The 18,136-nt window shown below is 55.8% G+C and carries 17 protein-coding genes; 6 read left to right on the top strand and 11 right to left on the bottom strand.

Features of this window, described 5'->3' with window-relative positions; genetic code table 11:
* Positions 1–112 precede the first annotated feature (112 nt).
* Positions 113–328, top strand: coding sequence for a hypothetical protein (locus VW41_04665; GenBank protein AJZ88383.1), 216 nt, complete (start codon positions 113–115; stop codon positions 326–328).
* 37 nt (positions 329–365) lie between these two features.
* Here VW41_04665 and proY read toward each other — a convergent pair whose 3' ends face one another.
* From proY to VW41_04645, 4 genes are all read right to left on the bottom strand, one after another.
* On the bottom strand, positions 366–1,736 hold the full coding sequence (gene proY, locus VW41_04660; protein AJZ88382.1) for a proline-specific permease: 1,371 nt from the start codon (positions 1,734–1,736) through the stop codon (positions 366–368).
* A 72-nt stretch (positions 1,737–1,808) separates the two neighbouring features.
* Complete coding sequence (locus VW41_04655; protein AJZ88381.1) at positions 1,809–3,128, bottom strand: branched-chain amino acid ABC transporter substrate-binding protein; 1,320 nt, start codon at positions 3,126–3,128, stop codon at positions 1,809–1,811.
* 426 nt (positions 3,129–3,554) lie between these two features.
* The gene (gene phoR / locus VW41_04650) at positions 3,555–4,862 is read right to left on the bottom strand and encodes a phosphate regulon sensor protein (GenBank protein ID AJZ88380.1); all 1,308 of its coding nucleotides are present in this window, start codon (positions 4,860–4,862) and stop codon (positions 3,555–3,557) included.
* Positions 4,863–4,884: 22 nt separating this feature from the next.
* A complete protein-coding gene (locus VW41_04645) occupies positions 4,885–5,574 on the bottom strand; it encodes a transcriptional regulator PhoB (GenBank protein ID AJZ88379.1) in 690 nt (229 codons plus the stop codon).
* A 199-nt stretch (positions 5,575–5,773) separates the two neighbouring features.
* On the opposite strand from VW41_04645, the gene VW41_04640 reads away from it, so the two are divergent.
* Positions 5,774–6,991: an exonuclease SbcD gene (locus VW41_04640; GenBank protein ID AJZ88378.1), complete on the top strand. Its 1,218-nt coding sequence runs from the start codon at positions 5,774–5,776 to the stop codon at positions 6,989–6,991.
* Positions 6,988–10,143: an exonuclease SbcC gene (locus tag VW41_04635; GenBank protein AJZ88377.1), complete on the top strand. Its 3,156-nt coding sequence runs from the start codon at positions 6,988–6,990 to the stop codon at positions 10,141–10,143. Before VW41_04640 ends, VW41_04635 begins: the two co-directional genes overlap by 4 nt.
* 781 nt (positions 10,144–10,924) lie before the next feature.
* On the opposite strand, the gene VW41_04630 is transcribed toward VW41_04635, so the two are convergent.
* Positions 10,925–11,836, bottom strand: coding sequence for a fructokinase (locus tag VW41_04630; GenBank protein ID AJZ88376.1), 912 nt, complete (start codon positions 11,834–11,836; stop codon positions 10,925–10,927).
* A 125-nt stretch (positions 11,837–11,961) separates the two neighbouring features.
* Here VW41_04630 and VW41_04625 point away from each other — a divergent pair, with 125 nt between their 5' ends.
* Positions 11,962–12,873 (top strand): recombination associated protein, encoded by a 912-nt coding sequence (locus VW41_04625; GenBank protein ID AJZ88375.1) that lies wholly within the window; start codon positions 11,962–11,964, stop codon positions 12,871–12,873.
* Between the two features lie 58 nt (positions 12,874–12,931).
* Here VW41_04625 and VW41_04620 read toward each other — a convergent pair whose 3' ends face one another.
* From VW41_04620 to VW41_04605, 4 genes are all read right to left on the bottom strand, one after another.
* Entirely contained in the window at positions 12,932–13,225 is a 294-nt protein-coding gene (locus VW41_04620; protein AJZ88374.1) for a hypothetical protein, read from the bottom strand.
* Positions 13,226–13,307: 82 nt separating this feature from the next.
* Positions 13,308–13,985 carry an AroM protein gene (locus tag VW41_04615; GenBank protein AJZ88373.1) on the bottom strand — a complete coding sequence of 226 codons (678 nt, stop codon included), beginning with the start codon at positions 13,983–13,985 and terminating at the stop codon, positions 13,308–13,310.
* A 256-nt stretch (positions 13,986–14,241) separates the two neighbouring features.
* Positions 14,242–14,433 carry a hypothetical protein gene (locus VW41_04610; GenBank protein AJZ88372.1) on the bottom strand — a complete coding sequence of 64 codons (192 nt, stop codon included), beginning with the start codon at positions 14,431–14,433 and terminating at the stop codon, positions 14,242–14,244.
* Positions 14,434–14,474: 41 nt separating this feature from the next.
* Positions 14,475–14,999 carry a shikimate kinase gene (locus VW41_04605; GenBank protein ID AJZ88371.1) on the bottom strand — a complete coding sequence of 175 codons (525 nt, stop codon included), beginning with the start codon at positions 14,997–14,999 and terminating at the stop codon, positions 14,475–14,477.
* Between the two features lie 350 nt (positions 15,000–15,349).
* Here VW41_04605 and VW41_04600 point away from each other — a divergent pair, with 350 nt between their 5' ends.
* Positions 15,350–16,102 carry an ABC transporter substrate-binding protein gene (locus VW41_04600; protein ID AJZ88370.1) on the top strand — a complete coding sequence of 251 codons (753 nt, stop codon included), beginning with the start codon at positions 15,350–15,352 and terminating at the stop codon, positions 16,100–16,102.
* Here VW41_04600 and VW41_04595 read toward each other — a convergent pair.
* On the bottom strand, positions 16,099–16,560 hold the full coding sequence (locus VW41_04595) for a hypothetical protein (protein AJZ88369.1): 462 nt from the start codon (positions 16,558–16,560) through the stop codon (positions 16,099–16,101). The genes VW41_04600 and VW41_04595 overlap by 4 nt on opposite strands.
* A 179-nt stretch (positions 16,561–16,739) precedes the next feature.
* Here VW41_04595 and VW41_04590 point away from each other — a divergent pair, with 179 nt between their 5' ends.
* On the top strand, positions 16,740–17,549 hold the full coding sequence (locus VW41_04590; GenBank protein AJZ88368.1) for a pyrroline-5-carboxylate reductase: 810 nt from the start codon (positions 16,740–16,742) through the stop codon (positions 17,547–17,549).
* A 214-nt stretch (positions 17,550–17,763) separates the two neighbouring features.
* Here VW41_04590 and VW41_04585 read toward each other — a convergent pair whose 3' ends face one another.
* On the bottom strand, positions 17,764–18,075 hold the full coding sequence (locus VW41_04585; GenBank protein ID AJZ88367.1) for a hypothetical protein: 312 nt from the start codon (positions 18,073–18,075) through the stop codon (positions 17,764–17,766).
* Positions 18,076–18,136: the final 61 nt, after the last annotated feature.

Below are 18,136 nucleotides of genomic sequence, written 5' to 3'. Positions count from 1 at the left end.
AGGCTTTATCACTCATCATTCCGGGTTAATTTGGGGGAGGACAGCAGGGGTGGAGACGGGAGAAATTATTCCCCTCACCCCGGCCCTCTCCCCAGAGGGGCGAGGGGGAAAAATGAGGGAGGATAGCGCTATTTATCTCATCTCCCTGCTGGGAAAAAGGGAAAAGAGGCAGCGGAGAACGCTATTTATCCCCTCTCCCTTCCAGGAAAAAGGAAGAAGAAGCAGCGGAGAACGCTATTTATCCCCTCTCCCTTTCCGGCAAAAGGAAAAAGAAGCAGCGGAGAACGCTATTTATCCCCTCTCCCTTCCAGGGAGAGGGTTAGGGTGAGGGTAAAACCAGAAACACATTTTAACCAAATCAGCCACTAAACCGGCAGTGACTGCGCCTTAACCCGGCGCTTAACGAGCCAGCCAATCAGCAACAGCGCAATCCAGCCGCAGCCCACGTACAGCGAAATACGGGTTTCCGGGTGGTAGCCAATCAGCCCAATGATAAACACCAGGAACACCAGGCCAACCACGGTCGTCGCCACGCCGCCGGGGATCGGGAATTTCAGCGCCTTCGCTTCTTCCGGCGACAGGCGACGGCGGAAGGCAATCTGCGACAGCAGGATCATAATCCATACCCAAACCGTGGCAAACGTTGCCAGCGACGCAATCACCAGGAAGACGTTTTCCGGCATGATGTAGTTCAGGTACACCGCCAGCAGCATCGCGCAAGCCATCACCACGACGGTGACCCACGGAATACCGTTGCGAGAGGTTTTGGCGAAGATTTTGGGCGCGCTACCCTGCTCGGCCATGCCGTGCAGCATACGGCCCACGCCAAACACATCGCTGTTAATCGCCGAGAGCGAAGCGGTGATAACCACAAAGTTCAGAATACCGGCTGCGGCGGTGATGCCCATATGCTGGAAGGTCATCACAAACGGGCTGCCTTCGGTGCCCACCAGGTTCCACGGATAGATGGACATGATGACGAACAGCGTGCCCACATAGAACACCAGAATACGCAGCGGCACGGAGTTAATGGCGCGTGGAATAGACTTTTGCGGATCTTTTGCTTCACCGGCGGTGATGCCGATAATCTCAATCCCGCCGTAGGCAAACATCACCATCTGCAGGGACATGATCATGCCCAGCCAGCCGTTGCTAAAGAAGCCCCCATTGCTCCACAGATTATGGATGCCGGTCGCCTGGCCGCCGTTGCCAATCCCCCACACGATGATGCCAATCCCGGCAACGATCATGATGATGATGGTGGCCACTTTGAAGAACGAGAACCAGAACTCCAGCTCGCCAAACACCTTCACGCTCATCAGATTGATGGCGCAGATAATCAGCACCACGCTAAGCACCCAGACCCAGTGCGGCACCGCCGGGAACCAGATGCCCATATAGATCCCGAACGCGGTCACGTCGGCGATGGCAACAATCAAAATCTCAAAACAGTAAGTCCAGCCGGTAATGTAGCCTGCCAGCGGCCCAAGGTTGTCCTGGGCATAGCGGGAAAACGAGCTGGCAGCAGGGTTGTGCACTGACATTTCGCCCAGCGCGCGCATGATGATATAGGCCGCCACGCCGCCGATGATATACGCCAGCAAAACGCTCGGCCCCGCCATTTTGATAGCGTCCGCCGAACCGTAAAACAGCCCTGTGCCAATCGCCGACCCCAGCGCCATAAACCGAATGTGCCGGGTGCTCAAACCGCGCTTGAGCTTGTTGGTGTTTTCCATTAATCCAAGTACCACGCTTTACAATAAAAAAACCACGGAGGAGGACTCCGTGGTTACATAATAATCAGAAACTTAGTGGGCGGCAGAGGTGACCTGGCGCCCTGCTGCCTTATCCCAGATAGCGGTGATAACCACCATCGCAACGGTCGGCAGTAGCCAGGCAAGCCCCTGATCCGCCAGCGGCAGCTTCGCTGCCCAGCCAGGCAGCATGTCGCTGATGGCCGATGCTTTAATGCCGTCAATCATACCAAACAACAGGCTTATCAGCATCGCCGGCGCAATAACGCGGGTGGAATTGTTCCACCACGGGCGGGTAAAGCTCAGCACCACCAGGGCAATACAAGGTGGGTAGATAGCCGTCAGCACCGGGATCGAAATCTGAATCAGATGGCTCAGACCAAGGTTGGACACCACCATCGAGAACAGGCCCAGGATAAACACCAGCGAGCGATAAGAGAGCGGCAGATACTGGCTAAAGAACTCTGCGCAGGCGCAGGTCAGGCCAACGGCAGTCACCAGACAGGCCAGGAAAATCAGCGCTGCGAGGAAGAAGCTCCCGGCCCCACCAAAGGTATGAGCCACATAAGCGTGCAGAATAGCCGCGCCGTTGGCTTTCTGATCGACCAGGTTCGCGCTATCGGAACCGAGGTGGAACAGCGCCAGGTAGATAATTGTCAGGCCGATACCGGCAATCAGGCCAGCCCAAATAGTGTAGCGGGTCAGCAGGCGAGATTCCGTCACGCCACGGGAGCGCGCGGCATTCACGATAACAATCCCGAACACCAGCGACGCCAGCGTATCCATCGTCAGGTAGCCGTTCACAAAGCCGTTAGAAAACGCCGCGTTCTGGTAAGCTTCAGTTGCCGTGCTCAGACCACCAGCCGGCCACAGCACCGCACCGGCGGCCAGGATCAGCAGCGCGATGATTTTTACCGGCGCCAGTACGTGGCCCACGGTATCCAGCAGCTTGCCCGGATAAAGAGAAATACCAATCACCAGCGCAAAGTACACCACGCTGTAGATAAACAGCGGCATATCGCCCATGCCGGTCAGCGGGGCAATCCCCACTTCAAAGGAAACTGTGGTGGTACGCGGCGTGGCAAACAGCGGCCCTACGGCCAGGTAGCAGACGGTCGCCAGCAAAATACCTGCGCGGCGGCCAATCGGTGAGCTAAGGCTGTCAATACCGCCGCCCACGCGGGCAATCGCCACGATGGTCAGAACCGGTAAGCCTACCGCCGTCACCAGGAAGCCAAGCGCCGCCGTCCAGACGTGTTCGCCGGCCTGTAAGCCAACCATAGGAGGAAAAATGATGTTGCCCGCGCCAACAAACAGCGCAAAGGTCATAAAGCCCAGAGCGATGATGTCACGAGATTTCAAATGATAGGTCATAAAATAAAGCAGCCTGTGGATGTGTGGTGTTGAAAATGCTCAAATTTTTAAACCGACGCTCAGTCCAAATAACGTTCGGTAAAAACGCGGCTATTACCGGTAACGACAGCGGAATATGCTTCTCCATATCGGTGGCGAAGAATAGTTAGTCGAATTACCACGCAATTTCAGTCGGTCTGGTAATAGCAGGGGGGCAATTAAAACGCTTATAGCGTTTGAAGACAAGAAGGGATCGGGAAACCAGAAATATATCCTTTAAAAATGCGCATAACCAGTGAATAAAGTTGATTATACGCTTTTGTTATGGCTTATCATTCGGACAAAAAAGCATCAATTCGATATTCAGCACTTAACGAGTGGTGGAAATACAAACAAAAAAGGCCAGAAAACTGGCCTGTGGAAAGCATACTTGACGGTTACGGCGAATTAATGTGCTGCCACCGCGGACTCATGGGCAATCAGGCGCTCGGGCAGAATGAACGAAAACGTCGATCCCTGCCCCGGCAGGCTTTCTATATCCAGCCGCGCATCATGATGGCTAAGGGCATGCTTAACGATGGCCAGGCCAAGCCCGCTGCCCCCTGTTTGCCGGGAACGCGCTTTATCTACGCGGTAGAAACGCTCCGTCAGACGCGGAATATGCTCGGCGGAGATCCCCGGCCCGGTATCCTTAACGCTAAACGCAACCCCGTGAGGCAGCCTGCGCCAGGTAACGGTAATGTGTGTCCCGGCAGGCGTGTGATTCACCGCGTTATAAACCAGGTTCGAGATAGCGCTGCGCAGCTGCTCTTCGTTGCCGTAAACCTGAAGCCCGGGCTCAACGTTAAAAGTGAGCGTTTGCTTCTGCTGGCTCAGCGTCTGCGCTTCACGCTCCACCACGCGCAGCATCAGCGGCACGTCAATTTTCTCATTCATCGACAGCGTGGGTGCGGCTTCTATACGCGACAGCGTTAACAATTGCCTCACCAGCCCTTCCATTCGCGAGGTTTGCTCGCGCATGGTATGCAGCGCTTTGTCCCGCAGCGGCCCTTCCAGAGTCTGATCCTGCATCATCTCCAGATAACCCTGTAACACAGTCAGCGGTGTGCGCAGCTCATGGCTAACGTTGGCAAAGAAGTTACGGCGAGCACCTTCAAGCTGATGCATCTGCGTGACGTCACGCGCCACCATCAGCCACTGCCCGTCGGCGTAGGGCATCACGCGGAATTCAAGATGACGGCCATTGTTCAATACCAGCGTCAGCGGGCGACCAAACTGCTGCTTCGCCACGTATTGCGAGAATTCAGGGTAACGCAGGAGGTTGAGGATATTTTGGCCGTTGTCGTCCGGCCAGCGCAGACCAAGCAGCTGCTGTGCCAGGCCGTTACACCAAAAAATAGTGCCTTCTTCCGTGGTCAGCACAACCGCATCGGGCAGAGATTCGGCTCCGCTTCGAAAGCGTTTGATCAGGTTACCTAACTCTTTGCGGCGCTTTTTATTACGCAACTGCATCTGGTGCAGCCCGTACAGCAGAGGTTCCCAGCTTCCCCGCCCGGGCGGCGGGGTCATGCTGCGGTCAACCCACAGCCACCAGGAAAGACGAAGTAAATTCCAGAAATGCCAGCTTAACAGGGCGGTCACTGCCGCCAGTAAAAACCAAGGCAGGTGGCCAAAAATCAATCCGAGAATTGCCGCTGGCATACAACAGAGCATCAGCTCCAGTACCAGCCTTTTCCATGACAGCCGTTCCAGCACGCGTCACGCTCCTGTCAGCATATTAAAAACGGGTTGAAAAACGATAACCCGTGCCGCGAACTGTTTGCACCATTTTGTCATGACCACTTGTTTCCAAAGCTTTACGCAGGCGACGAATATGCACGTCTACGGTACGGTCTTCAACGTAAACGTTAGTCCCCCACACGTTATTGAGCAGCTGTTCACGGCTGTAAACGCGCTCCGGGTGGGTCATAAAGAAGTGTAACAGCTTAAATTCAGTTGGCCCCATGTCGAGCGGATCTTCGCCGGTCATTACGCGGTGTGAGGACGGATCGAGGCTCAGCCCCTGCATCTCAATCACTTCTTCCACCGCCATTGGGGAAATACGGCGCATCACAGCTTTGATACGAGCCACCAGCTCTTTCGGGGAGAACGGCTTGGTGATGTAGTCATCGGCACCGACTTCAAGTCCTCGCACACGATCTTCTTCTTCGCCACGCGCGGTCAGCATCATCACCGGGATTTCGCGGGTCAGCGCTTCACGCTTAAGGTGCTTGATAAACTGTATCCCGGAACCACCAGGTAGCATCCAGTCCAGCAGGATCAGGTCGGGGAAAGGTTCGATCAGCAGGTTAACCGCGCTGTCATAATCTTCCGCCTCTACCGACTGGAAGCCATTTTGCTCGAGCACAAAGCTCACCATTTCACGAATAGGAGCTTCATCTTCTACGACTAAAATGCGTCTCGCCATGATTTACCCTGTTGAAAAGAGACCATCTCTCATTAATTGTGCGCCAGTATGCGTCAGATTTGTGACAGATTTATGAAAAAGATGACGGCCAGATATTTCACCTTTTTGAATTATGACAGCAACTGATTTTTACTGACGGTTACGCTGCCAGCTCAATAGCTTATAATCGGTGATTCGCCTCTTTGCCATGGGACAGGTTATGCGCATTCTCCACACATCAGACTGGCACCTCGGCCAAAACTTCTATACCAAAAGCCGGGCGTCTGAACATCAGGCCTTTCTCGGCTGGCTATTAAACGCCGCGGTCGAACATCGGGTGGATGCCATCATCGTCGCGGGAGATATCTTTGATACCGGCTCACCGCCGAGCTACGCCCGTGAAATGTATAACCGTTTTGTCGTTCAGCTGCAGGCCACCGGCTGCCAGCTTGTGGTGCTGGCGGGGAATCACGATTCCGTTGCCACCCTGAATGAATCCCGCGAGCTGCTGGCCTGCCTGAATACCCAAGTCATTGCCAGCGCACGCCACAACAAAGACGAACAGGCGCTGACACTCAACCAAAAAGACGGCACGCCGGGGGCGATACTGTGCCCTATTCCTTTCCTGCGCCCGAGGGATATACAAAGCAGCCAGGCCGGGCTGTCCGGCCATGAAAAACAGCGCTCTTTAATGGAAGCCATCAGCGAACACTATCAGCAATGTTATGCCGCCGCCGTGGCGCTGCGAGGTGATCAGCCGCTGCCCATTATTGCTACCGGGCACCTCACTACCGTGGGCGTCACGAAATCCGACGCGGTGCGCGATATCTATATCGGCACGCTGGATGCTTTCCCGGCGCAGCACTTCCCGCCCGCCGACTACATTGCGCTCGGGCACATTCATCGTGCGCAAAAAATTGGCGGTACGGAACATATTCGCTACAGCGGATCGCCGATTCCGCTGAGCTTTGACGAAACCGGCAAAGCGAAAACCGTTTTCCTGGTGACCTTCCGCGAGGGCGCCCTGGCAAGCGTCGAGCCGCTTGAAGTTCCCACCAGTCAGCCGCTGGCTATCGTGAAAGGGTCGCTGCGTGACATCGAGCAGCAGCTAGAGCAGTGGCGAAACGCCCCGGCCGAGCCCAAAGTCTGGCTGGATATTGAAATAGCCACCGACGAATATCTGCACGACATGCAGCGCCAGGTGCAGGCGCTCACCGAAGATTTACCGGTCGAAGTCGTCCTGCTGCGCCGCAGCCGCGAACAGCGCGAGCGGGTGATGGCCAGCCAGCATAAAGAGACGCTGAGCGAATTAAGCGTTGAAGAGGTCTTTGAGCGGCGGCTGAGTCAGGAAGAAACCAGCGAGGAACGGGCTGCCCGGCTAAGAACGCTGTTTGCGCAAACGCTGTCAGACTTGCACCAGCAGGAGGAACAGGCATGAAGATCCTCAGCCTTCGGTTAAAAAACATTAACTCCCTGAAAGGCGAGTGGAAAATTGATTTCACCCGGGAGCCTTTCGCCAGCAACGGGCTGTTTGCCATCACCGGCCCCACGGGCGCGGGCAAAACCACCCTGCTGGACGCTATTTGCCTGGCGCTTTACCACAAGACGCCGCGCCTCAACACCGTGTCGCAGTCGCAAAACGACCTGATGACCCGGGACACGGCGGAATGCCTGGCCGAAGTCGAGTTTGAGGTAAAAGGCACGGGCTACCGCGCTTTCTGGAGCCAGACCCGCGCCCGCAATGCGGCAAACGGCAATCTTCAGGCACCCCGCGTGGAGCTGGCCCAAATCAGTGACGGCAAAATTCTGGCGGATAAAATCAAAGACAAACTGGAAATTATCGCCTCTCTTACCGGGCTGGACTACGACCGCTTCACTCGCTCGATGATGCTCTCCCAGGGGCAGTTCGCCGCCTTTTTAAACGCCGATGCCAACGACCGCGCCTCGCTGCTTGAAGAGCTGACCGGCACGGAGATTTACGGCACGGTTTCCGCGGCGGTCTTTGAAAATCATAAGCAAATCAAAAGCCGGCTTGAAAACCTGCTGGCTCAGGCCTCCGGCGTCGCGCTATTAACCGCAGAGCAGCAACAGCAGCTTACAGAGAGTTTGCAGGCGCTCACTCTTGAAGAGAAAAAGCTCTCCGCTGAGCATCACCGGCAGCAGCAACACCAGCAATGGCTCACTCAGCGTACCCGGCTTTCAGCCGATAAAATGCAAAAGCAGCATGCGCTGGACGCCGCCAATCAGGCTCTCAAAGACGCAGAGCCAATGCTGGCGAAACTCACCCGCGCCCTGCCCGCCGAAAAACTTCGCCCTCACTGGCAGCGGCTGCAGGAAAAGCAGCTGTCGCTGAAGCAAAACAGCGAGGCGGCGGAGAAAGTGAATACCCGCTTACAGCAGCTTTTCGTCCGCCGGCAGCAAACCCGGATGCTGGCCACCGGCCAGGCTCAGCGGCTGAAGAGTGAAGCACAGCAGGTCGAAGACTGGCTCGCGGCGAATGACCGCTATCGCCTTTGGGCCGCAGAACTGGCGGGCTGGCGCATGGCATTTACGCAGCAGCAGCGCGACGACAAACAGCTGGCTGAGCTAAACCAGACGTTAGAAGCCAGTCGGCAAAAGCTGCAGGGACTGCCGGCGCCAAAACTCGGCCTTTCTCCCGATGAAGTGAGCGCTCATTTACAGCGAATGCTGGCGACCCGGCCAGCTCGCCAGCTGCTGGCCACTTTGCAGCCGCAGTTTGCCGCGCTTGAGAAACGCAAAATCGAGCAGCTGCGCGAGCTTGCCGAGCTGGATAAATCAATTGCAGAGTGTGACGTTGAACTGGGGCAAAAGCGCCAACAGTACAAAGACAAACGCCAGCACGAAGCGGATCTGGAAAAAGTCGTCGAACAGGAAAAGCGCATTCAAAGCCTTGAGGCCGAGCGCGCACGCCTGCAGCCTGATTCGCCGTGTCCGCTTTGTGGCTCAACCCAACACCCAGCGGTGGAGGCGTATCAGGCTCTCGAGCCCGGGGAGAACCAACAGCGCCTGGCCGCCCTTAAACAAGAAGTGGCTAAACTCGCCGAGCTTGGCTTTGCCCTTAAGGGCCAGCTTGATACCCGGCGCCAGCAGCGCGAAAAGCTGATACAGGCAAGCGCGACGCTTCAGGCCGAAGAAGCGTCGCTGTCGGCCCGCTGGCAGCAACAGTGCGCGGACCTAGCTATTGCGTTAACGCCTCAGGACGATGTCAGCGCCTGGCTTGACGAGCAGGAGCAGCGCGAACAGCAGTTGCGCCAGCTTAGCGACCGGCTGGCGCTGGAGGCGCAATATCAGCGTGACAGCCAGCAGCACGAAAAGCTGAACGCAGACGTCATGGCGCAGCGCGCTTCGCTACAATCGTCGCTGGAGCAGGCTGGCCTTCAGCGTCCTGAACCGGGCGACGAGCAACACTGGCTTGAGGCTCGCCAACAGGAATCTCAGCAATGGCAGCATCAGCAGGACAAACTGCCCCAGCTTCGCCAGCAGCTTTCCGCTCTCGATATGCTGCTCTCGACCCTTGCGGACGATGGCTCCACACCGCTGCCGCTGGATGAACATGAACATCAGGCGGCACTGCAAAACTGGCAGGCATTGCATAACGACTGCAACCTGCTGGAAGGGCAGCGCCAGTCATTAGAGCAGCAGCTGAACCACAGCCAGGCGGAGGCCAGCGCGGCACAGGCACAGTTCAGCAGTGAGCTTTCAGCCAGCCAGTTCAGTGACGAGGCCGACTTCCGCGGCGCATTGCTGGAAGAGAGCGAGCGCCTTGAGCTGGAACAGCGTAAACAGCAGCTGGAACGCCAGCAGCACCAGCAGACTACGCTGCTGGAACAGGCGGCAAGTGCGCTGGCTCAGCACTTATCGGCGCGGCCAGAAAATCTGCATGAAGAAACCGATCTCAGCGTGCTGGAGGCGCAGACAGCCTCGCTCAGCCTCCAGTTACGTGACAATGCTTCTCGCCAGGGACAAATCGTCCAACAGCTGCGTCACGACGAGGAAAACCGGGTCCGCCAGCAGGCGCTGATGCAGGAGATAAAAGCCTGTGAAGCGCAGGTAGAAGACTGGGGCTATCTCAACGCGCTTATCGGCTCCAAAGAAGGGGATAAATTCCGTAAGTTTGCCCAAGGCCTGACGCTGGATAACCTCGTCTGGCTGGCAAACAATCAGCTCAATCGCCTGCACGGGCGCTACCTGCTGCAGCGTAAAGACAGCGAAGCGCTTGAATTACAGGTTGTCGATACCTGGCAGGCTGATGCGGTGCGTGATACGCGCACGCTTTCCGGCGGCGAAAGCTTCCTGGTGAGCCTGGCGCTGGCGCTGGCGTTATCCGATCTGGTCAGCCATAAAACCCGTATTGATTCCCTGTTCCTGGATGAGGGTTTTGGCACCCTGGATGCGCAAACGCTGGATACCGCCCTCGATGCGCTGGATACGCTGAACGCCAGCGGCAAAACCATCGGCGTTATCAGCCACGTTGAGGCAATGAAGGAGCGGATCCCGGTGCAAATCAAGGTGAAGAAGATTAACGGGCTTGGCGTGAGCCGGCTGGATAAGGCTTTTGTGGTGGATTGAAACTCGCCCCGGCTCGCTTCCGGGGAAGTGTCTGGTAGTCACATTTTCCTTTCAAATCCTCCGAGAGATGTCTTTCGATCCGCAGTTATTCCGTTCACTCGTACATTTGTTTCCCCTGCACGTTCAGATAACGGTGAACGTGTCCGGGGGATCACGCCATCCCCCGAACAGCCCCGGCGCCCGGCGAGCTCATCGCCGCTGAAGCGGTAAACCCACCGGCTATCACCCAAACATTCGGGGTCGTTCGCGATTCGTTCCCGACGATCGCTCTCTTTCGCTGCTCCCGGCAGCTCAACCCCGCCTGAGTTGGGTCATAACCGGGGGCGATGAGAGCCGGGGACAAGGGCATGGTTGTAAGTCTTGAAGCGACAGTGATGTTCAGCGTGGCTGGGAACAAAAAGCAAGGCACGGTTCCGGCTTAAATCGCCTCCGTTTTCTCTCCGACTGGCCAGGGTCCGGGCGTCGGGAACGGCCGGAGGCTGAGTGCGTCGGGAACGCATCTCAGCCGACCCAGGACTGGGAGATAAAACGGAGGTCTGCCGCTTTAGCGGTCGATTTATTTGGCCGGGAGTCCGGGGTCTCGGGGAAGTGACGGTGACTTCCCCGAGTCGTTCACCGTTACGGTGGCTACATATGAAGTTTATCTGGAAGTGAACGGAACCTTAGTCGATCCTTCATAGAACATATTTGTGACTAAGACCCAACTGAGACAGAGACAGAAAACCGCGCTCTCTTTTAATCCCCTCTCCCCCATGGGGAGAGGGTTAGGGTGAGGGGCGATTTAGTCCTCTATCGGCCACAGCCACGCCGCACCGCGAACGCCGCTGGAATCCCCGTGCACCGCTTTGCGAACGGGCGTTTCACACTCGCCGCCAAACACCCACGGTTTCATCAGTTGCGGCACCGTTCGGTATAAACGATCCACATTACTCATCCCGCCACCCAGCACGATCACGTCCGGATCCAGAATGTTGGCGATATGCGCCAGCGACTTCGCCAGGCGCATCTCATAGCGGCTGATAGCCAACTCAGCCAGCGGGTCCTGCTGCTCCGCCAGGCTGATGATCTCATGCCCTTTTAGCGTTTTTCCGCTAAGGCGCCGGTAGTCCGTGCCGAAACCGGTGCCGGAGATAAAGGTCTCAATACATCCCTGCTTGCCGCAATAGCACGGGACTTCTTCCCGGAAACGTAGCTCATCTTCATCCATCCACGGCAACGGGTTATGTCCCCACTCGCCCGCGGTGCCGTTGCCGCCTATCAGGCTTCGGCCATTGATCGCCACGCCCGCGCCGCAGCCGGTGCCGATGATCACCGCAAAAACGATCGGTGCCCCTGCGGCAGCGCCGTCGATAGCTTCCGATACCGCCAGACAGTTAGCATCGTTAGCCAGCCTGACCTCACGCTTGAGGGCCAGGCTAAGATCTTTGTCAAATGGCTGCCCGTTTAGCCAGGTCGAATTCGCATTTTTCACGACCCGGGTATAGGGGGATATTGACCCCGGGATCCCAAGCCCTACCGTACCGGTCTCGCCCGTAGCATCTTCCGCCAGCCGCACCAGCTCAACAATGTTTTTGATGGTGGCCTGGTAGTCGTTTTTTGGCGTTGGCAAACGGTGGCGGTAGAGCTGTTTACCGTCGTCAGCCAGCGCGATCACTTCTGTTTTAGTCCCACCGAGATCGATACCTATGCGCACAAGAACTTCCTCATTTGGTGATAATTATCAACTACCTAAAATGCAGGCCAAGCAAAGACAATGAAACGAGGCCGTCAATTCGTTATCATGCCCGCTGCGTTTAACTGACAACCTGGGACAGAATCATGCTGTGGTTTAAAAATTTAATGGTTTACCGTTTAAGCCGTGACATCACGCTGACGGCGGATGCAATGGAAAAACAGTTAGCCGCCTTCACCTTCACCCCATGCGGCAGCCAGGACATGGCCAAGACCGGTTGGGTGTCGCCGATGGGCTCGCACAGCGATGCATTAACCCATGTTGCCAACGGCCAGATTGTGATTTGCGCCCGTAAAGAAGAAAAAATTCTGCCCGCCCCGGTCATCAAACAGGCTCTTGAAGCCAAAATCAATAAGCTGGAAGCAGAACAGGCCCGCAAGCTGAAGAAGACTGAGAAGGACTCCCTGAAAGACGAAGTGCTGCACTCTCTGCTGCCGCGCGCTTTCAGCCGCTTCAGCCAGACAATGATGTGGATAGACACGGTTAATGGTCTGATTATGGTTGACTGCGCCAGCGCCAAGAAAGCGGAAGATACGCTGGCGCTGCTGCGTAAAAGTCTGGGTTCTCTGCCGGTAGTACCGCTGGCGCTGGAAACACCTATCGAACTGACGCTGACGGAGTGGGTGCGCTCAGGGGATGTTCCGGCAGGCTTTGCGCTGATGGATGAAGCCGAACTTAAGGCTATTCTCGAAGGCGGCGGCGTGATCCGCTGCAAACAGCAGGAGCTGGTGTGTGACGAAATCGCCGCGCACATTGAAACCGGCAAAGTGGTCACCAAGCTGGCGCTGGACTGGCAGGAGCGGATTCAGTTCGTACTGGCGGACGATGGTTCCGTCAAACGCCTGAAGTTTGCCGATACCCTGCGCGAGCAGAACGACGATATCGATCGGGAAGATTTTGGCCAGCGTTTTGATGCCGATTTTATTCTGATGACCGGCGAACTGTCGGCGCTGATTACTAATCTGGTAGAAGCCCTGGGCGGAGAAGCGCAGCGTTAATTGCTGCGGCTGACGCAATAGATAACCCCTCGCCGTAAACGAGGGGTTTTAAACTCAGTTATTTATCTGCCAGGTAGCGGCAAAGGTAGGACGTTGGCTCGGCAACCTGCAGATGAAACTCGCTGTGGCCTGGGACGTTAAAGACTTCGCCCGCAGCATAAGTTTTCCACTCTGTTTCCCCCGGCAGCAGAACGTGCAATGCGCCGCTCACGACTGTCATCTCTTCCGGCTGGGCGGTCCCGAAGGTGTATTCTCCCTCCGCCATCACCCCAACGCTCGCACGGCCAGTGCTGCTGCTGGTAAAACCGATGGATTTTACTTTACCGGAGAAGTACTCGTTACTCTGAAGCATGGACAGGCCCTTTATCGACATTAGTGAAAAAACCACTATAGAGGCGAACTCTCCGGCCTGTCACGCAAATTGTTAATTCCGTTCAGATAAGCAATTCCGCCGCTAATCTGGCCACCAGCACATTGGATAACAGCACCGGCACATCCAACTGCTTTTGCAGTAAATCCCGGTGTTTTTGGTGGTAGCCGAGGCAATCAAGGACCAGAACATCCGCCCCTTCGGCCATCAGTTTTCTTCCGGCTTCCAGCAGTTCGGCTTCGCTGCCGTGTATCGGGTTAGCCAGCGCGTAAAGCGGCGGATGGGTCAGCTTGCGCCACTTCAAGGCCTGGGACTTAATGATTTCGGCAATTGGCAGAATGATCCCCACCTGGTGGCCATCGACAATCGAAGCCACCAGCGGAGGAATGATGCGCTCTGGCTCCAGCAGGATGGCGTTACGTGCGCGGAGCCCCGTCAGCGGCATCGTACTCATCAGCAGGATGACCTCATAGCCCTGGTTATCCAACTTTTCGATGATCCCCTGCATCGCAATGGAAATTTTGTCGCGCCCGACTGGCGTAATAATGTTATCCGCCAGCAGCGTGAGCAGCGGCTCTTCGCCGGGGGATGGGGAAAATTGAAGGCGAACCTCATCGGAGGAGAGATTGCCCAGCAGGCTGACCTGTGAGATTTGCTGTTCAGAGATATGTTCGGTTAAAAAAGGTAAAACCTCACTGACTGACACTTTGCCGACGGTGAGAATGGCTACAGTTGGTTTCATGCTTCGCTCCGCTATTACTCAGTCACCGCCCTTTTCGCTGCACTGCTCCACGTCCGCTATGAAATAACTCCGCCGGGGTCGATCGTTTTTTGCTCGCCGTAATCCGCAGCATACAACCAGAGCGATATCGAAATCCTTAACGAAACATCAACTACTGAGCAACATCTCTAAATGGATATATTTTAGCCAAATGAATGAGATAAAAGTTTATCTAATCAAAAATGAAACATTCATGGCGCGAGCCTGGAGAGAACGGTCAGGATTTCTGCGGGTCTTCATAGCGCTGTTTTGCGTCCAGAGCTTCCTGATGCGTTTCGTGTTCGCTTATCAGCGTGTCCTGGTGAGGGTGATCCGCTCGCAGCTGGTACCAGGTTACGGCTGAACCCGGCACGCCTTTCTGCACTTCAACAATTCGGGCTTCACGGGGGTAAGGAGGTTGAGTTGCCATCGCTCGTCCTTAATTTCTTATGGATGAGCGTTAAGTATAGGCTAACTGGCACGAGCCATTTGTAATGCGCGGAGGATAGCTTCCACCACGGCATCCGGGGAACGGGTAGCGTCCACAATGTGGCGGGCAACCTGGCGGTACAGTCCTTCGCGGGCGGCGAGCACGTCAACGATTTCATCGGTAACGCCTTTACCGGTAAGCGTTGGGCGCTGCCCTTCTTCCGGAGAAGCTATCAGGCGTGAAGCCAGTACCTGCGCCGGGGCATGTAACCAAACGGGGATACCGTTTTCCTGCATAAACTGACGATTTCTTTCCGCCAGCACCATGCCGCCGCCGGTAGCCACAACGGTCGCCGGGGCAGTCACGCGCTGAAGCGCATCGGACTCACGCGCACGAAACCCTTCCCAGCCCTCTTCGGCCACAATCTCCGCCACGCTTTTACCGGTGTGGTTCAGCAGAAAACTATCGGTATCAACAAAGGCGTAACCCAGCGTACTCGCCAATGCCTGACCGACGGTCGTCTTACCACAGCCGCGCGCGCCGACTAAGAACAGGGGTTGAGTCATCAGAGATAATCCTCGGAAATGCGGGCCTGAAGCCACTGGGGGCAAAAGCAGAAAAACAGAATGCGATAATACCATTAAACTAGTACGCGACAAGTGTAAACTTATGATTACAATATTGAAATCTGTCGCTTAAAACCCAGTCATAACGGCATTAACTGATATGCAACAAGTGTAAACTAAATCCACCACCTGCTAACAGCGCCACAATACTTTAAACGCCAGGCCAATGACAACCCTTAATCTGAGATTCGGTAACACATTTATGGTTAGCTTTACGATTAAGGCGTTTCACCTACGCTGAATTTGATCCAGACTCGTTTTAAGACTTCATCATGACAGAGGTATGAACCATGCAATCTGAAGAGCAGCGTCTTATTGACGGGCTTTTTGACCGTCTGAAACAGGCCGAAAGCCAAAGTGCCACTCGCGATGCGGCCGCAGAACAGCGGATTGCGCAACACCTCAGCCAGCAGCCGGGTGCCGCTTACTACATGACCCAGACGATCCTGATTCAGGAAGCGGCCATGAAGCAGCTGAACGGCAAAATTCAGGCTCTGGAAGCACAGGTGAGCGAGCTGGAGCAGAAATCCCGACAGCAGCAAAGCAGCGGCGGTTTCCTTGCCGGATTGTTCGGCGGCGGCAGCAACAGCAATAACACGGCTCGTGGCTCCGATCCAATTCCGGGCAGCCAGAACTATGGCGCCTCTTCAGCGCCGGGCTACGGTGCCCCCCAACAGAGCGGGTACGGTGCTCCTGCCGGTTATGGTGCGCCACAGGCGGCACCTGCCAGCGCACCTCGGGCCGGAGGCGGTTTCCTTTCTGGTGCGTTGCAAACCGCAGCCGGCGTAGCCGGGGGCGTTGTAGTGGCTGAGATGCTGACCAGCATGTTCCACCGCAGCCAGCCGGAAGAGATAGTCAATATTATCAATGAACCGGCGCCCACTTTTGACAACAGTTCGTTTGACTCGGTCAACGACTACAGTCAGGTCGACGACCGTCAGTTCCTGAACCAGGGCGGCTGGCAGTCGCAGGACAACGCCGATTACGGTAACGATGATTTTGGCGGCGACGATTACGGCGACGACGACGATAGCTTTATCTAAGACTTTTGCGCCCGCGCGACCTTCAGCAGCCATTTCTCCAGCTCATTGGCAAACTGCTGGCGGTCGCGCTGGCTCAGACTGTCCGGCCCGCCGGTTTGCACACCGCTGGCACGCAGGGTATCCATAAAGTCACGCATCGTCAGGCGTTCACGAATGGTTGCAGGGGTATACAGCTCCCCCCGAGGGTTCAGCGCCACGGCCCCTTTCTCCAGCACATCCGCCGCCAGCGGAATATCGGCGGTGATAACCAGATCGTCTTTCTCACAGCGACGCACAATTTCGTTATCCGCTACGTCAAATCCAGAGGCAACCTGAAGGCTGCGGATAAAGCGCGACGGCGGCGTTTTCATCCCTTGATTGGCCACCAGCGTGACCATAACCTGAGCACGATCTGCCGCCCGAAACAGTACTTCTTTGATGACTTTTGGACACGCATCGGCATCCACCCAAATTTGCATTATGGCTCCTGACTTTCGGTGGGAATGGGGGCGATTTTGCCGTGGTTTTGCCGAATGGCAAAATTTATCTGTTTCCACCCCGGCCCGCTCGCCGTGGAGTGCAAACATAGCCTAAGCGGTAAAAAGCGCGTTAAGCTATTACCATCAAATGACAAAACACATCACCATGGAGTAACGCTATGGACAAGAAAATAGGGTTTATTGGCTGCGGTAACATGGGCAAGGCTATCCTCGGCGGCCTGATTTCCAGCGGCCTTGTGCCTGCGGGCAATATCTGGGTCTACACCCCGTCACCGGACAAAGTTCAGGCATTGTGTGAAGAATATGGCATTAATTCGGCGCAGAGCGCACAGGAAGTCGCCCAGATAGCCGACATCGTCTTTGGCGCCGTGAAGCCAAACATCATGCTTAAAGTGCTCAGCGAAGTTAATTCTGACCTGAATAAAGATACCGTTATTATCTCCATTGCCGCAGGTATCACTCTGGAAACGCTGGCCAAAGTGCTGGGCCATGACCGTAAAATTATCCGCGCAATGCCGAATACGCCAGCGCTGGTGAACGCCGGCATGACGTCGGTAACGCCAAACGCGCTGGTTACCCCCGAAGATATTGCCGATGCGGTGAGCATTTTCCGCAGCTTTGGCCAGGCAGAAGTGGTCAGCGAAGCGATGATCCACCCGGTCGTAGGCGTCAGCGGCTCTGCACCGGCCTACGTCTTCATGTTTATCGAAGCTATGGCCGATGCCGCCGTTCTGGGCGGTATGCCGCGTAAACAGGCCTATCAGTTTGCCGCTCAGGCGGTGATGGGCTCTGCGAAGATGGTACTGGAAACCGGTACCCATCCGGGGGAACTGAAAGACATGGTCTGTTCCCCTGGCGGCACCACCATTGAAGCGGTCAAAGTGCTGGAAGAGAAAGGTTTCCGTGCCGCCGTGATGGAAGCGATGGTGAAGTGTATGGCGAAGTCGGAACTGCTCGGGAAGTCCTGATTTTGGAATAACCCCTCATCCATTCCCCCCACCGCCCCCCAAAAGGGCTGATCGAATAAAAGCCCTCTCCCCACGGGGAGAGGGCTCTGGATCGAGCTAACATCTACGTTTTTCCCCTCTCCACCAGGAAGACGGGATTGGATAGAGCATAAACCTACGGTTTCCCCCTCTCCCTTTCAGGGAGAGAGCCGGGGTGAGTAAGCTTTAAAACAGCTTACTTTTTCTTCAGGCAATTACTCATGAAGGTTTTTCTGGCGTCGCCCTTCAGCGATTGCTTCGCGGCGTCCGCATTACAGTCCTTCATTTTTTGCTGCTGAGGCGTCAGCGTTTTCCCCGCTGCCGCCGGCGCTTCCCCTTTAAGACAGCTACTCATATAGCTCTTACGCTGATCTCCTTTCAGAGACTGCGAAGCCGCCTGCTGATTACAGGTCGTCATACGCTGCTGCTGCGGCGTCATCGTTTTATCCGCCGCCGTTGCAGATCCAACCAGCCCTACCAGTAACACCGCTAATAATGAAAATTTCATACCTTATTCCTTTTTTATTGTGACGTTTAAAGTCTGGCCTAAGGCAAAAAAAATGCGACGT

This window comes from Klebsiella michiganensis, assembly GCA_000963575.1.
GTDB lineage: Bacteria > Pseudomonadota > Gammaproteobacteria > Enterobacterales > Enterobacteriaceae > Cedecea > Cedecea michiganensis_A.
Note: the sequence above shows the minus strand (reverse complement) of the source record. Positions and strands in the feature narration are given on the sequence as shown.

Coding starts and splice junctions, on each gene's coding strand:
- VW41_04665 (AJZ88383.1), top strand. CDS start 113: ATGAGGGAGGATAGCGCTATTTATCTCATCTCCCTGCTGGGAAAAAGG.
- proY (AJZ88382.1), bottom strand. CDS start 1,736: ATGGAAAACACCAACAAGCTCAAGCGCGGTTTGAGCACCCGGCACATT.
- VW41_04655 (AJZ88381.1), bottom strand. CDS start 3,128: ATGACCTATCATTTGAAATCTCGTGACATCATCGCTCTGGGCTTTATG.
- VW41_04645 (AJZ88379.1), bottom strand. CDS start 5,574: ATGGCGAGACGCATTTTAGTCGTAGAAGATGAAGCTCCTATTCGTGAA.
- VW41_04640 (AJZ88378.1), top strand. CDS start 5,774: ATGCGCATTCTCCACACATCAGACTGGCACCTCGGCCAAAACTTCTAT.
- VW41_04635 (AJZ88377.1), top strand. CDS start 6,988: ATGAAGATCCTCAGCCTTCGGTTAAAAAACATTAACTCCCTGAAAGGC.
- VW41_04625 (AJZ88375.1), top strand. CDS start 11,962: ATGCTGTGGTTTAAAAATTTAATGGTTTACCGTTTAAGCCGTGACATC.
- VW41_04620 (AJZ88374.1), bottom strand. CDS start 13,225: ATGCTTCAGAGTAACGAGTACTTCTCCGGTAAAGTAAAATCCATCGGT.
- VW41_04615 (AJZ88373.1), bottom strand. CDS start 13,985: ATGAAACCAACTGTAGCCATTCTCACCGTCGGCAAAGTGTCAGTCAGT.
- VW41_04610 (AJZ88372.1), bottom strand. CDS start 14,433: ATGGCAACTCAACCTCCTTACCCCCGTGAAGCCCGAATTGTTGAAGTG.
- VW41_04605 (AJZ88371.1), bottom strand. CDS start 14,999: ATGACTCAACCCCTGTTCTTAGTCGGCGCGCGCGGCTGTGGTAAGACG.
- VW41_04600 (AJZ88370.1), top strand. CDS start 15,350: ATGCAATCTGAAGAGCAGCGTCTTATTGACGGGCTTTTTGACCGTCTG.
- VW41_04595 (AJZ88369.1), bottom strand. CDS start 16,560: ATGCAAATTTGGGTGGATGCCGATGCGTGTCCAAAAGTCATCAAAGAA.
- VW41_04590 (AJZ88368.1), top strand. CDS start 16,740: ATGGACAAGAAAATAGGGTTTATTGGCTGCGGTAACATGGGCAAGGCT.
- VW41_04585 (AJZ88367.1), bottom strand. CDS start 18,075: ATGAAATTTTCATTATTAGCGGTGTTACTGGTAGGGCTGGTTGGATCT.